Genomic DNA, 13,979 nt, shown 5'->3' on the forward strand with positions numbered 1-13,979 from the left:
TGAATCAGTACAGCGTGACTTCCTTGGCGGATTTGAGCTCGTCGAGCTGGATCATCTCCGCCAGCACCGGCTTCGGCACGCCCTTGTCGACGGTCAGCACCATGATGGCGGCGCCTCCCTCGACTTGACGTCCGACCTGCATCGTGGCGATGTTGACATCGTTGGAGCCGAGCAGCGTGCCGATGCGCCCGATGATGCCTGGACGGTCATGATGCGAGATGAAGACGAGATGGCCGGATGGAGCGACGTCGACCGTGTAGCCGTTGACTTGGACGATGCGCGGGCCGTAGCCCGTCAGCAGCGTGCCGGCGACATGCGTCGTCTCGCCGCGGCTGCTGAGCGTGACGCTGACGAGGTTGGTGAAGTCCTTGGCGGCATGAGACTTGTTCACCACGACGTTCACTCCGCGCTCCTTGGCCAGATGCAGCGAGTTGATGATGTTGACCTGATCGCTGCCCAGATGATGGGCGAGGATGCCCTTGACGATGTAGCGGGTGAGCGGCTGCGTGTCGAGCTCGGCCAGATCGCCGGAGAAGCCCACCGTAATTTCTCCGACCGGTCCGTCCGCGATCTGAGCGGCGAGGGAGCCGAGCTTTTCCCCAAGCTCGAAATAAGGCTGGAGCTGGGTCATGACGGCCGCCGCGACAGGCGGCATGTTGACGGCGTTCAGGAACGGCTCGTCGCGCAGGATGTGCAGCACCTGCTCGGAGACGTCGATGGCGACGTTCTCCTGAGCTTCGATCGTCGAAGCGCCAAGATGCGGCGTGACGATGATTTTGGGATGGGTCAGGAACGGATGGTCCGCCGCTGGAGGCTCCACCTCGAATACATCGAAAGCCGCGCCGGCGACGATGCCTTCGTTGACCGCGTCGACAAGCGCGTACTCGTCCACGATGCCGCCGCGCGCGCAGTTGACGATGCGCATGCCGCGCTTCATCACCTTGAACTGCTCCGCGCCGATCATGTGGCGCGTCTCCGGCGTCAGCGGCGTGTGCACCGTCATGAAGTCGGCGCCGCGCACGATGTCATCCACGCTGGCGAGCTTGACGCCGAGCTTCTCGGCTTTTTCTTCCGTCAGGAACGGATCGTAGCCCAGAATGTCCATGCCGAACGCCTTGGCGCGGCGAGCGACCTCGCTGCCGATCCGTCCCATGCCCACGACGCCGAGCGTCTTGCCGCGCAGCTCGACTCCGACGAACGACTTGCGGTCCCATTCGCCGCCGACCGTCTTGGCGTACGCTTGCGGGATATGCCGAGCGACCGCCATCATCATGGCGAAGGTATGCTCGCATGTCGTGATGGTGTTGCCGTCCGGTGCGTTGATGACGATGACGCCCTTGCTCGTCGCGGCCGGCAGGTCGATGTTGTCGACGCCGACGCCCGCGCGTCCGACGACCTTGAGGGAGGAGCCGGCTTCGAGCACTCTCGCGGTGACGCGGGTCTGGCTGCGGACGAGCAGCGCGTCGTACTGGCCGATGATGGCGACGAGCTCGTCCTCGCTCAGTCCGGGCTTCTTGTCGATCGTCACGTCTTCGGCGTCCATGAGCTGCTGGATGCCGAGATCGCTGATCGGATCGGATACTAACACTTTGAACATGGGGAATGCCTCCTAGCGAATGGTGGTTGCATACAGCAGGCGGGACGTCCTGGCAGGGCCGTCCGGGCCGGGTCATGCTATGGAAAGTGTATGCTGGCGTGCCAAGAAGAAAAAAACCGCCCGGACGTCAGCGTGTCCAGCCGGGACGGGCTTCTCTTCCGCGAAGGCGAGGCGGCAAGCCTCCTTCGCTTCCATCGCATACGGGAGCCGCCCGTTCGTGCGGCTTCTGTATGGCTTCAATGCTTGTCCGTGCTAGAGCGCCTCATGCTGCAAACGCAGAATGCAGCGGGATCTGTCGAGAAACCGCGCATTCTGCAACCGAAGGCTGACCTTTACTATTCTAAAGCGGTGTTGTCTCAAATGCAACGAGAAAACTTGCTGGCCCTATAAATTTTAGCTATCATTCTGGAAGACCCGAATCAGCTTTCTGGCGGAAGGAAAAACGGCAGCTGCGGCAGCATTTCGGAACTGTACAGGCGGGATTTGATCTGCCAGAAGTCGCCGCTGCGCACCGCCCCGGTGCCGCTCAGCAGCTCGACCGCGTCCTGGAAGCTTGTCAGGCCGAGCTTGGCCGCTTCGCCCGATTCGATCAGCTGGTCCACCGCCCCGGCCAGGTCCTGCGGGAAGTAATCCCTCATCTGGCCCCGCTTGCTGAGCAGGTCGGCGACAAGCTTGTTCTTGACCGCGAGCGGGCTCGAGCTCCACTTGGCGAGGCTGACGGTTCCGGTCAGTTCGGCCTGCTTGGGAATGGCGGGACGGGCGGAGGACGCCCATGCGAGCATCGCGGAATAATACCGGTTCTGTCCGGAGAGCGACTCCGCGGCTGCTTGCTTGTAATCCTTGTCCGCGCGCAGGGCGGACAGGAAGCGGTCCGGACTGCTGCCGACTGCGGCGGACTTCTGGCGCGCGGCCGCTTCGGCGAAGCGGTCGAGGCTGTGCAGGTAGTCGGCGCGGGCTTCGGTCAGCAGGCTGCCTCTCGCCTCCAGCGAGACCGCTTCGATTTCCTTGCGCTTTTTTGAAGCGAGCTCGCCGAGCTGCTCGAGCTGTCCGACGGAAGGGGTGCTGGAGCGGGCTTCGAGACGGCTTTCCATCTTGAGCCATTCGCTCTGAAATTCACGATAAGGCGAAAATACGGTATGATAAAAGGATACCAGATCCTGCTGCGTATAGGCGGCAGCCGTCTTTGCCGCGGCGGCACGAAGGGATTTGGCCTCGTAGCGGGACTCCGTACGGGAAGAGCCGACTTCGACACCGGCGAAGAACGCGCCTACCGCCAAGGCGAGCATGAAGATGAAGCCGAGCGTGAAAAGCATTTGATAGCGGTTCAGATGTTTGTCCATACGATTTCTCCTTGCGATCGGTTGATTGTCGGCCGTGATTACTTCAAGACAGGCGGGACTTCATGAAAAAATTCGATATTCGCAACATCCGTGTCCGCAGCGTCTCGGTCGACGAGCTGTCGGACCGCATGCTGCTGCTCAACCTGTATGTCACACAAGCGGTTACCCTAGTTATCGGCTTGGCCTGGTGTTTTTTTCAGGGCCGCAATCCGTTTGCGCTGCTCGGGCTTCCTTCCGGCGCCAGCTTCCTTTATTGGGGCTTCGGATTCGCTCTCGCCGTGCTCGCGGTCGACCTGATCCTGTCCCGCTGGGTGCCGGAGGAGGCGGCGGATGACGGCGGCGTCAACGAGCGCATTTTCCGCAGCCGGCCGGTCTGGCATATCGCGCTGCTGTCGCTTGTCGTCGCCGTGTGCGAGGAGATGCTGTTCCGCGGCGCGATCCAGCACAGCTTAGGCCCGTACTGGACCAGCATCCTGTTCGCGGCGATCCATGTCCGCTACCTCAAGCACTGGATCCCGACCGGACTCGTCTTCGGCATCAGCTACGGGCTTGGATGGATCTACATGCAGACCGACACGCTTTGGGCTCCGATCGCCGCCCATTTCGCGATCGATTTCATCATGGGACTCATCATCCGATTCAGGAGGGAAGCATGAGCCGGGTGGAAAAATTCGGGCGCAGGAGACCGCATAAAGAGGCTCCCCCTGCATCGGCGGAGCGGCTCGCGGAAAACGAGGCCCAAGACGGAGGAATGCCGCCTCGCCGCGGCAGGCATCCCTCGCTTCGGCCGAAGCGGTACCGGATGCTTCTGCGCGCCTTGCTGTTCTTGTTCATCGTCCTCTCCGGCTGCCTGTTTTTCTGGGGGAGGAGCCTGTTCGATCCGTCAGCGCCGGAAGGGGCCGCGATCGGGAAAGGAATCGGTGCCTTGCCATGAATGCAACCGTCTGGACCGTCCTTGCGGCCGCGCTGGCGATCGCGGCGGCGCTGGGGCTGCGTGCTGTCGTCCGGCTCATGCTCGAAGAGGCGAGAGGGTCGGACATCGTCCGGGAAGAAGTGCCGCTGGAGCGGCTCCCCTCCGCTCTGGACGGGCTGCGGGTGCTGTTCATCAGCGACATCCACCGGCGCCGGCTCGACTCGGACCTGCCTGCCCGGGTCGAAGCGCTCGGAGGAGCCGAGCTCGTGCTCATCGGCGGCGATGTCCGGGAGAAGGGCGTCAGTCTGGAGCAGGTGAGGTCGAACATGGCGCTGCTGCGAAGCATCGCTCCGGCCTATGCCGTATACGGCAACCACGATTACGACGGAGAGATCGAGGAGCTGCGGTCCGTGCTCGAGGCGGCAGGCGTCCTCGTTCTGCGCAATCGGCACGAGTACGTCCGGCTGGTCGGCAGGGAAGCCTTCCGGCTGGCGGGCACGGACGATCCGCGGACGAAGCGCGACCGTCTCGGCGAGGCGCTGTCGCTGCCCGCTTGCGACAGGGCGAAGGCCAACGCCCCGCTGCCGGAGCCGGACGGAACGATGCCGTTCACCGTCCTGCTCGCGCATGATCCGATCCTCGCGCACCGCAGCCGGCATGAAGGGGTGGAAGCGGACCTCATGCTGTCCGGCCACACGCACGGGGGCCAGATTCTCCTGCCGCTGCTCGGTCCGGCGATGCGGAGCTCCAGCGTGCGCAAATTCCGGGCCGGGTGGTTCGATCTGCCAGGGCCGGCCGCCGCGCCAAAAGCCGGACCCCGAAAGGTCCGGCTGCTCGTAAGCTCGGGCTACGGCACCTCCAAGGCGCCGATTCGGCTGAACTGTCCGCCGGAAATCCATCTGCTTCGGCTCACCCGCTCCGATTCGGACCGTTAGCGGCCTGCGGCGCCGTCCGGCAGCTCGATCGTCGAAGGATCGATGAAGCCGTACCCTTTTTCCTCCAGCTTGGTCAGCAGGGAATCCAGGCCGTCGGCCGTCCATTGAAGCTCATGCATGAGGATGTTGGCGCCGGGATGCAGCTGGGACAGCACCTGCTCGATGACGAGCTGGGGATCCTTCTTCGTCGCCTTCAAGTCCCAATCAAGAGATCCGTTGGACCAGGTCATGTAGAGCATGCCTTCTTCCTTGGCGACCTGCTTGCCGACGTCGCCGCCGGCTCCATGCGGCGGGCGGAAGAACTCCGGGCGTTCTCCGATCGTCTTCTCCACGATATCCTGCACGTCGCCGAGCTGCTTCTGCACCTCGGCCTTGCTTTTTTTGCTGAGCGCGATGTGGTCCCACGAATGGTTCCCGACGGTCTGACCGCGGTCTTGAATCAGCTTCAGCAGCTCGGGACTCTCCTCGACGCGGTAGCCGTTGACGAAAAAGATCGCCTTGGCGCCATGCTTGTCCAGCGTGTCGAGCATCTGGGTCAGCATCGCCTCTTCCTTGGGGCCGTCGTCGAAGGTCAGGAGCACGGCTTTGGCCGCAGCGGAACCGATCGGCTCGAAGCGGTAGGACTTGTCGCTCATCCGGTATAGCGTCTCGGCAGTCTCCGGCGAAACGGGCGGCTCCGCGGACGGGGCAGGCGATGCGCTCGGCGCGAGCGACGGGGCGGGCGACGACGTAGGCGCCGCCTCGGAAGCGGCAGGGACGGCGGCAGAAGATGCTGGAGACGGGACGGAGGTGGCCGAGGGGGCCCCGTTTCCTCCGGCGCAGCCGGCAAGCAGCGACATGGCTGCCGCGGCGCATGCGGCAAAGCGCAGCGAAGCCGCATAGCGGCGATGGTTGGTCAAGACGATTTCCCTCCAGATGCCTCAGTATAGGGCGGCGGGCCGGCCGGATCGGCGGCGCGCCAAGATGCTCATTCTACCATAATAAACAGCGCGCCGCCGCATGAATCCCTGACCTGGACGACGAGGCATGAAGCGGCTGCGGCAAGGGCATGCTACCGGCATCAAGTCGAAGCGAAAGGCGCCCCCTGGCGTCTGAGCGAAGGAGGAATTGCCCATGAGGCTGGGAACGTTCATTGCTGGTGGAATCGCCGGTGCCGCTGCAACGCTTTACGTAGCTCGCAAGCGGCCCGGATTGGCGTCGGCGGCCGGCGTCGTAGCCGGTCAGCTGTGGTCGGGCGTCGTCAGGAAGTCGATGGCGGGAGCGCTGCGCGGCGGCAAGGGCGTCGTTGCAGCGTCAGCCCGCAGCGCCAGCCCGAAGCCGGCTGCGGCCGTTCGCCGGGAGGAGGACGCTCCGCATGCCGGCGACGCGCAGGCTTGGGCCCAGATCGCGGCGCTTGTAAGCAGCGATCCTGCGGTCAAGAAGGAGACCGACAAGCTGCTCGCCGAAGCGGGCGCCGTCCTGCCTCCGCATTGAACCGAGCGGCAGCCGCTCCGCCATTGGCGGGGCGGCTGTTTTTTTGCCGTGCGGATGCATTCCTCGGCGGGAAATGGTAATATAGTCATATGGCACGTATGCCGCACCTTATGGCTTGTGCATCATACGCTGTTATATCCGATGCTGCAGAGGAGGATCCTGTCATGAAGATCGAACGGCTGGGGCAAGACAAAATTCGTATTTTTCTGACGTTCGACGACCTGCTGGAGCGCGGGATCCAGAAGGACGACATGTGGCGCGAGATACCGAAAGTGCACGAGCTGTTCAGCGAAATGATGGACCAGGCCTATTCGGAACTCGGCTTCGACGCCAACGGACCGCTGGCGGTAGAGGTGATCGCCATGCCCGCTCAAGGCATGGTCGTCATCGTGACCCGCGGCAAGGTCAATGTCAGCAGCAACGGCCGCATGGACGAAGACGAAGCGGACGAAGAGATGTACGAAATGGAAGTGACGCTGGAATCCAGCGACACGATCATGTACTCGTTCCGCGATTTCGAGGACGTCATCTCTGCCGCCAAGCAGCTGAAGGCTTCCGGACTGACCGAGGAAGGGAAGCTGTATTCCTACCACGGACGCTGGATTATCGCCTTCGATACGGCTTCGACGGATGCCGGCGTGCAGAACGCGATGATCGCCGTGCTGGCTGAATACGGCGATGCGACCTCCGTCACGTCCGCCGTGCTCGACGAATACGGCAAGGTCATCATGCCTGCCGATGCGGTACGCGAGCTTTGCCTTCATTTTTCTTAACCATCCCAGCGACAATGAGCATTCGCGTTCGCCGGCCTGCCGGAGCGAGTGCTCCTTTTTTGTGCTGATCCTATAGCGATGTCCCAAAGGAGGCGTGACGACGCTTGCTGCTGTTCTCCATCCTGACTGCCGCGATCGCGCCGGGAGTCGCGCTGCTGACCTATCTCTATCTCAAAGACCGCTACGACAGCGAGCCGATCCACCTCGTGCTCAAGCTGTTCTTGACGGGCATGCTCATCGTCGTGCCCATCATGGTGATCCAGAGAGGCATCGAGCTCTTTCTCGGCAGCCATCCGCTGTTGTTTTCCTTCGGCCTCTCCGGCGGGGTGGAGGAAGTCGTAAAGTGGTTCGTCCTCTACCATATCATCTACAACCATACGGAATTCGACGAGCCGTACGACGGCATCGTCTACGCGGCCAGCATCTCGCTCGGCTTCGCGACGATCGAAAACATCCTCTACGCCGTCTACTTCCCTTCCACCTTCACGACGCTCATGCTGCGCGCGCTGCTGCCCGTGTCCGGCCATGCGCTGTTCGGCATCATGATGGGCTATTACTTCGGCAAGGCCAAATTCGCGCCTCGCCGCAGCGCGCGCCGCTTGCTGGCCGTCTCGCTGTTGCTGCCTGTCGGCCTGCACGGCCTCTACGACTGGATCATCACCTCGGAGATCAGCGAGATCGCATGGGGCATCGTTCCGTTCATGGCTTTCCTCTGGATCTGGGGACTCGTCAAAATCGGCCGGGCCAACGCGCGTTCTCCGTTCCGCATCGTGGGACGGGAAGAAGGGGTTAAGCTCTGACGAATCGGTCCATACTGCGGAGTAGAGCGGCCGATCGCGTACGAGAGGAGGTCCGTCATGGAGGAGGCGAGAGTCAAGGTGAGCATCCGCTGCCGCATCTGCGGCGAGAAGTTCGTCCTGCGAGGCAGAAGGGACGGAGTAAGGGTGGATACCGGCTTCAAGCAATGCCTTTGCAACAACACCGACGATTTCGAAATCGAAGAAATGCCCCTATGATCGGTGCATAAAGCTCCTTTCCTCTACCCAAACTAACCCCAGGTTTGGCAGAAGAAAGGAGCTTGTGCTTTATGTACCAACGACTCAGCAGCGTGCTCTTTCCCATCATGACGCTCCTGCTCATCGGCGCGGCTTACTGGGGGTACCAGGAGCATCAGGAAAAGAATTCCATCCTCATCAAGGCCGAGAACCAATACCAGAAAGCGTTCCATGAACTGAGCTACCACATGGACCGGCTTCAACACCAGCTCGGCACGACGCTGGCCGTCAACGCCGGCTCGCAGAACTTCCAGCGCAAGAGCCTCGTGAACGTGTGGCGGCTGACGAGCCAGGCTCAGAGCGAGATCAATCAGCTTCCGGTCCGGATGATGCCTTTCCAGAAAACCGGCGACTTCTTGTCCCATATCTCCAACTTCGCCTACAAGGCGTCGATGCGCGATCTGACCAAGCAGCCGCTGTCGGACGGCGAGATGAAGACGATGCAAACGCTGTTTGACAAGTCGTCCGAGATCAACCGCGACCTCGAGCAGGTGCAGAGCAAGGTGCTGCAGGACAAGCTCCGCTGGATGGATGTCGAGACAGCCCTGGCGGCCGACCGGGAGCAGTCCGGCAACGCGATCGTCGAAGGCTTCAAGACCGTCGACTCGAAGGTCGGCCAGTACGACTCGATCGACTGGGGTCCTACGGTGTCCAGCTTGTACGAGAAGCGGACGGTCAGCATGCTGTCCGGCAAGCCGGTGACGGCCGCAGACGTGAAGCGCAAAGCGGCCGCGTTCCTCGGCCTCGGCTCGGACGCGCCGATCAAGGTGACGGAGAACGGCAAGGGCACCCCTTACGCTTCCTACTCCGCGGTCGTAGAAAAAGGTAGTGGCAAGGACATCGCGATGGACTTCACCTACCGCGGCGGCGACCTGCTTTGGTTCGTCAAGCCGCGCGACATCGCCGACAAAAAGCTGCAGCTGGCCGAGGCCAGGAGCAGCGCGGCTGAATTCCTCGACAAGCACGGATACAAGCAGATGGAACCGGTCACTTACGACGAGTTCGGCAACGAGGGCGTATTCACCTATGTCGCCAAGCAGGATGGCGTGCTCCTGTATCCGGACAAGATCACCGTCAAGGTCGCTCTCGACAACGGGGAGATCGTCGGCCTGCAGGCAGGCGACTATGTCTACGCCCACAAGAAGCGCGACCTGGCGAAGCCGGCTCTGGCCGAGAGCGAGGCCCGCAAGGGCCTGACGCAAGCGATGGGCGGCAAAGCCGGCCGCCTCGCGCTCATCAAGAACGAGGACAACGAAGAAGTGCTTTGCTACGAATACAAGGGCAAAAGCAATGGATTCGCCTATCGGGTCTACATGAATGCCGAAACAGGCGCCGAGGAAGCAGTTGAAGAAATTCCGGAAGCCTGACCGCATCCAGGCTCCGTCGAAGCCGCGGGCGAGTTGCTCCTGACGCGGCGATCCATTCCATCTGGCTCCCTTTCATCCGACATGCTATAATCATGGCATTAGGGGAGGGGGGCCTTTTTTGCTGCCTAAAATCAACGATTTCCTGTTCATTCAGGTCGCTTCCTCCGACGAAGAGGAAGCCCAGTCCGTCTTCAAGTCCAGGGTGGCGGACGAGGACGCGGATTCCTTGTACATGGAGATTCCAATCCACGAGCCGAGCGGCAAGCTCCGCAAGCTTTACCTCGGAGACGAGCTGTCGATCTACATCATCAGCCCGGACGGAGTCAAGCACTACTTCAATTCCTACGTGACCGGCTATCGGGACGACGTCCTGCGGCTCATCCGCATCCGCAAGGCAGAAGAAAGCAGCATGACCCGCATTCAGCGGCGAAGCTTCCTGCGCGTCCCGGCCGAGCTGGAGCTGGCGGTGAGCGTGCGGGGGCAGCATCGGTTCATCGGCATCACCGACGACGTCGGCGGCGGGGGAATCTCGTTCCATTGCGAAGCCAGCCGCCTGCTCGAGAACGGCATGGAGCTCGAATGCTGGCTGCTCGTTCCGTTCAAGAACGGCGTGGTCGAGCACGCCTTCTTCAAGAGCGAGATCATTCGAGTCAAGGTGCTGGAGAACGGGCGCAAGCAGGCGATGGTCAAGTTCACGACGATCTCGGAGCCGGACCGCCAGAAGATCATCCGCTGCTGCTTCGAACGGCAGCTGGAGCTCCGCAAGTAGGAAGGCCAGCTTGCATGACCGCCATCGCATAGTTTCCCGTTTCCAGCACATGCTAACTGCGGCAGCCCGGCTCGCGGCGGGACGGCGAAAGGAGAACGGAAATGAAGCGGCTAGATGCGCCGACCGCTTGGCTGGCGTCAGCGGCCGCCGTGCTGCTGGCGGCGGCGATTGCAGCTCAGGCTGGACTGCATGCGTTAAGCGGAATTCCTGGCTTTGCCGTCTGGAGAGCGGACGAGGGCGAGCGGCTAGGCGCCGGGATTTGCGATAGGCCGCTAACCGTTTTGCATCCATCCGTTGACTGTGATATAATCGGTGGGCAGGCAAAGCCTGCTTTTTTACTGATTTTGGATGACTAACGTACCTTAGATGCTGCTTGGAGGAACCGATCTTGACTATCCATCACGACGGGATGGACGAACGCATCAACATTGCGATCGACGGACCCGCCGGTGCCGGCAAGAGCACCGTCGCACGGAGCGTTGCCGAGGCACTAGGCTATATTTATATCGACACGGGGGCCATGTATCGTGCCGTAACCTGGAGCGCCAGGGAAGCCGGGCTGGATATCGAGAACGACGAAGCGGTAGCCGCGCATGCCCGCAAGCTCGACATCCGGCTCGCCCCAGGGCCCGAGGGACAGATCGTCCTGCTCGGCGGCGAGGATGTCACGGATCGCATCCGCTCCCGAGATGTCAATCTTCACGTCTCCCGAGTGGCCGCGATCGACGGCGTGCGCGTCCGGCTCGTCGAGATGCAGAGGGGGCTTGCCGCCGCCAAGGGCGTCGTCATGGACGGACGCGACATCGGCTCCCATGTGCTGCCGGACGCCGAGCTCAAGGTATACTTGACCGCGAGCGTGCAGGAGCGCGCGCGCCGTCGCCACCGCGAAGCCGGGGATTCGCTCGGCATTACGCTGGAGGTGATGGAGCGGGAGATCGAGGAGCGGGACCGCAAGGACATGGGACGGGCCGTATCCCCGCTCATCCAGGCCGATGACGCCGTGCTGCTGGACAGCACGGGCATCCCGGCAGACGAGGTCGTCTCGCGAATTCGGGAGATGGCCCTTGAGAAACTGGCGGAGGCGAAGCAGGATGCTCTATGAATTTTGCCGCGGCGTGCTGAGAGGCGCCTATACCGTCCTGTTCCGGCTGAAGGCCGAGGGGCTGCAGCACGTTCCCGCCGAAGGTCCTGTCATCCTGTGCTCCAACCACATCAGCAACTTCGATCCGCCGACGGTCGGCATCAAGCTGGACCGAAAGGTGCATTACATGGCCAAGGCGGAATTGTTCGAGGTTCCCGTGCTGGGCAAGCTGATCGAGGGACTCGGAGCTTTTCCGGTGAAGCGCGGCGGCGTGAGCAAGGAGTCGATCCGCACGGCCATCGCTCTGCTCAAGGCAGGCGGCGTGATGGGGATCTTCCCGGAGGGCACCCGCAACAGCGGCGGCGACGCAGCCAAAAAAGGCGCCGCCATGATCGCGATGCGAAGCGGAGCGACCGTCATTCCGGTGGCGATCGTCGGCTCCTATCGATTGTTCGGCAAGACCCGCGTCATCTATGGGCCTCCGGTGGATTTGTCCGAATTCATCCATTCTTCTTCCGGAGACACGCTGGAGCAGGTCACGGCCAAGATCATGAGAGACATCGCCAAGCTTCGCGACTGAACATGTTTTAATCCCTTATTCCTGATTCAACAGTGCAATTTGGGTTTAAATAAAGTTGGGGTATGAACTGAGGAGGTAATTTCGATGTCAGAAGAAACAAAAATCCAGGACTCTGTCCAAGAATCTCAGCAAGGTCTCAGCCAAGATGAGCTGGAGAACATCGTCACCCTGAAAAAGGGCGACATCGTAACCGGCACCATCGTGAAAGTCGAAGACAACCAGGCAACGGTAAGCCTCGGTTATAAATATGACGGTATCATTCCGTTGCGCGAGCTGAGCTCCGTTCAGCTGGACAGCGCGAACGACGTCGTCAAGCTCGGCGATGAGCTGACCTTGAAAGTCATCACGATCGATGACGAGAAGGAAAAGCTGCTGCTTTCCAAAAAAGCCGTGGACGCAGAAAAATCCTGGGACTCCCTGCAAGCTCAATTCGAAGCCGGCGAGGTTCTCGAAGTGACGGTTGCAGACGTAGTCAAAGGCGGTCTTGTCGTTGATGTCGGCGTACGCGGATTCATCCCGGCGTCGATGGTCGAGCGTCATTTCGTCGAAGACTTCAAAGACTACAAAGGTCGTACCCTGAAAGTCAAGATCAAAGAGATCGACCGCGAGAACAACAAGATCATCCTTTCCGCCAAAGAAGTCCTGGAAGCGGAATTCGAGCAAAACAAGCAAAAAGTCATGGAAAACCTCCAAGTGGGCCAAGAGCTCGAAGGTACGGTTCAGCGTCTGACTCCGTTCGGCGCATTCGTCGATATCGGCGGCGTAGACGGCCTGGTGCACGTATCCGAGATGTCCTGGCAGCATGTGGCTCATCCGAAGGACGTCGTATCGGAAGGCCAATCCGTCCGCGTGAAGGTACTCAAGCTGGATCCTTCCGTAGGCAAGATCAGCCTGAGCATCAAAGCGGCGCAGCCAGGTCCTTGGGAATCCGTGAACGGCCAGTTCAAGACGGGCGACATCGTAACGGGTACCGTTCGCCGCCTCGTGAACTTCGGCGCGTTCGTTGAGATCGCTCCAGGCGTGGAAGGCCTCGTGCACGTTTCCCAAATCGCTCACCGCCACGTGGCGACGCCTCAAGAGGTACTCAAGGAAGGCCAAGAAGTCAAGGCGAAAATCCTCGACTTCAACCCATCCGAGAAGCGCGTCAGCCTGAGCATCAAGGAAACGGAAGAAGCTCCGGAGCAAGCTCCTCGCTCCGAGCGTCCTGCCCGCGAGCGTTCCGATCGCGGCGGCTTCAAAGAGAAGATCGACAACCCGAACGTTTCCCTGAGCAACCAAAGCATGAGCTTCAACCTTGGCGAGCGCTTCGGCGACAAGCTGAGCAAATTCAAAAACTAAGCCTTTTTCTAAAGCCCTGTTCCGTCTTCTGGCGGAACAGGGCTTTTTTGGCTGATAATCCCCCTCTGCCGGGCGCATAATAACCGGGTGGAGGTGATAGCCATGACGGCCATCAGCGATGGATTCGCGGCGGCGCAGCTCTCGATCATCGGGCTTATCTTGCTGGCGAGCGGATGGAACAAGGAAGTTGCCGATGGACTGAAGGCGAGGCACGGTGCAGCCGCGCTGGCGATGCTGGTCACGCTCGCTTTTTTATGGGTACCGCTTGGAGGCAGGATGATCGGAAATGGAGCTGCGCTCGCGCTCGTTGCGTTCGCTGCTTGGACGCTGCTGCGGGCCATCTCCGCATCCGATCGGCTTTACCTGCTCGGCTGCGCGTTTTTGCTCGGCTTCTTGCTCATCTGGCTCGACAGCCTGTTCCTTGCCTCGCCTCAGCTCGTTTTGGTGCGAAGCGGCTGGGATTCGGCTTGGATCGGCGGCATGCTCGCCGCCGTGCTGTCGCTTCGGGCGCGGTATCAGCTCGTCATCCTCGCCGGCGCGGCGATACTCGTATCGCTTTATCCGCTGCTCGACGCAAGCGGGCCGGGACCGATCGTCGTCGGGGACGCGGCCTGGTGGGATCGTCTGGCGCTGTCGGCTGCCGCCTGCCGGGTCTCCACGCTGACGATCGGAGCGCTCGCCCGCCCGCTTGCCCGCTTGCTCGCGGCTCGAGACCGACAACCCGAAGGAGAGATGTAAGGTGCTTCGACAGATCCAGC

16 protein-coding genes are annotated in these 13,979 nt (G+C 61.5%); 13 read left to right on the forward strand and 3 right to left on the reverse strand.

All coding sequences use genetic code 11. The features are described 5' to 3' along the window. Positions 1-4 precede the first annotated feature (4 nt). Both serA and HGI30_RS09930 read right to left on the reverse strand, forming a co-directional pair. Positions 5-1,597 (reverse strand): phosphoglycerate dehydrogenase, encoded by a 1,593-nt coding sequence (gene serA / locus HGI30_RS09925; protein ID WP_168907414.1) that lies wholly within the window; start codon positions 1,595-1,597, stop codon positions 5-7. Positions 1,598-2,016: 419 nt separating this feature from the next. Beyond that, the gene (locus HGI30_RS09930; RefSeq protein WP_168907415.1) at positions 2,017-2,937 is read right to left on the reverse strand and encodes a hypothetical protein; all 921 of its coding nucleotides are present in this window, start codon (positions 2,935-2,937) and stop codon (positions 2,017-2,019) included. 62 nt (positions 2,938-2,999) lie between these two features. Here HGI30_RS09930 and HGI30_RS09935 point away from each other — a divergent pair, with 62 nt between their 5' ends. Both HGI30_RS09935 and HGI30_RS09940 read left to right on the forward strand, forming a co-directional pair. Then, positions 3,000-3,593, forward strand: coding sequence for a CPBP family intramembrane glutamic endopeptidase (locus tag HGI30_RS09935; protein WP_168907416.1), 594 nt, complete (start codon positions 3,000-3,002; stop codon positions 3,591-3,593). 274 nt (positions 3,594-3,867) lie between these two features. Beyond that, the gene (locus HGI30_RS09940) at positions 3,868-4,785 is read left to right on the forward strand and encodes a metallophosphoesterase (protein ID WP_168907417.1); all 918 of its coding nucleotides are present in this window, start codon (positions 3,868-3,870) and stop codon (positions 4,783-4,785) included. On the opposite strand, the gene HGI30_RS09945 is transcribed toward HGI30_RS09940, so the two are convergent. Continuing rightward, on the reverse strand, positions 4,782-5,684 hold the full coding sequence (locus HGI30_RS09945; protein WP_235680376.1) for a polysaccharide deacetylase family protein: 903 nt from the start codon (positions 5,682-5,684) through the stop codon (positions 4,782-4,784). The two genes, HGI30_RS09940 and HGI30_RS09945, sit on opposite strands and share 4 nt — an antisense overlap. 214 nt (positions 5,685-5,898) lie before the next feature. Between HGI30_RS09945 and HGI30_RS09950 the strand changes: the two genes are divergently transcribed. The 11 genes from HGI30_RS09950 to HGI30_RS10000 all read left to right on the forward strand — a co-directional run bounded on the left by HGI30_RS09950 (position 5,899) and on the right by HGI30_RS10000 (position 13,959). Continuing rightward, on the forward strand, positions 5,899-6,258 hold the full coding sequence (locus tag HGI30_RS09950) for a hypothetical protein (protein WP_168907418.1): 360 nt from the start codon (positions 5,899-5,901) through the stop codon (positions 6,256-6,258). A gap of 164 nt (positions 6,259-6,422) precedes the next feature. Continuing rightward, positions 6,423-7,031: a genetic competence negative regulator gene (locus tag HGI30_RS09955; protein WP_168907419.1), complete on the forward strand. Its 609-nt coding sequence runs from the start codon at positions 6,423-6,425 to the stop codon at positions 7,029-7,031. Between the two features lie 104 nt (positions 7,032-7,135). After that, positions 7,136-7,831, forward strand: a complete 696-nt coding sequence (prsW, locus tag HGI30_RS09960; RefSeq protein ID WP_168907420.1) for a glutamic-type intramembrane protease PrsW — start codon at positions 7,136-7,138, stop codon at positions 7,829-7,831. 57 nt (positions 7,832-7,888) lie between these two features. After that, positions 7,889-8,047, forward strand: coding sequence for a hypothetical protein (locus tag HGI30_RS09965; RefSeq protein WP_168907421.1), 159 nt, complete (start codon positions 7,889-7,891; stop codon positions 8,045-8,047). A gap of 71 nt (positions 8,048-8,118) precedes the next feature. After that, positions 8,119-9,453, forward strand: a complete 1,335-nt coding sequence (ypeB, locus tag HGI30_RS09970; RefSeq protein ID WP_168907422.1) for a germination protein YpeB — start codon at positions 8,119-8,121, stop codon at positions 9,451-9,453. A gap of 118 nt (positions 9,454-9,571) precedes the next feature. Continuing rightward, positions 9,572-10,222, forward strand: a complete 651-nt coding sequence (locus tag HGI30_RS09975; RefSeq protein WP_168907423.1) for a flagellar brake protein — start codon at positions 9,572-9,574, stop codon at positions 10,220-10,222. A gap of 101 nt (positions 10,223-10,323) precedes the next feature. Then, positions 10,324-10,578, forward strand: coding sequence for a hypothetical protein (locus tag HGI30_RS09980; protein WP_168907424.1), 255 nt, complete (start codon positions 10,324-10,326; stop codon positions 10,576-10,578). A gap of 32 nt (positions 10,579-10,610) precedes the next feature. Next, entirely contained in the window at positions 10,611-11,324 is a 714-nt protein-coding gene (gene cmk, locus HGI30_RS09985) for a (d)CMP kinase (protein WP_407945021.1), read from the forward strand. Beyond that, the gene (locus HGI30_RS09990) at positions 11,314-11,883 is read left to right on the forward strand and encodes a lysophospholipid acyltransferase family protein (protein ID WP_168907425.1); all 570 of its coding nucleotides are present in this window, start codon (positions 11,314-11,316) and stop codon (positions 11,881-11,883) included. The genes cmk and HGI30_RS09990 overlap by 11 nt, the downstream gene beginning before the upstream one ends. 84 nt (positions 11,884-11,967) lie before the next feature. After that, a complete protein-coding gene (rpsA, locus tag HGI30_RS09995; RefSeq protein WP_168907426.1) occupies positions 11,968-13,221 on the forward strand; it encodes a 30S ribosomal protein S1 in 1,254 nt (417 codons plus the stop codon). 102 nt (positions 13,222-13,323) lie between these two features. Continuing rightward, positions 13,324-13,959 carry a hypothetical protein gene (locus HGI30_RS10000; RefSeq protein WP_168907427.1) on the forward strand — a complete coding sequence of 212 codons (636 nt, stop codon included), beginning with the start codon at positions 13,324-13,326 and terminating at the stop codon, positions 13,957-13,959. The last annotated feature ends 20 nt before the right edge of the window (positions 13,960-13,979 follow it).

Origin of the sequence: Paenibacillus albicereus (assembly GCF_012676905.1) — a bacterium.
In the GTDB taxonomy this organism is placed as follows: Bacteria; Bacillota; Bacilli; order Paenibacillales; family Paenibacillaceae; genus Paenibacillus_O; species Paenibacillus_O albicereus.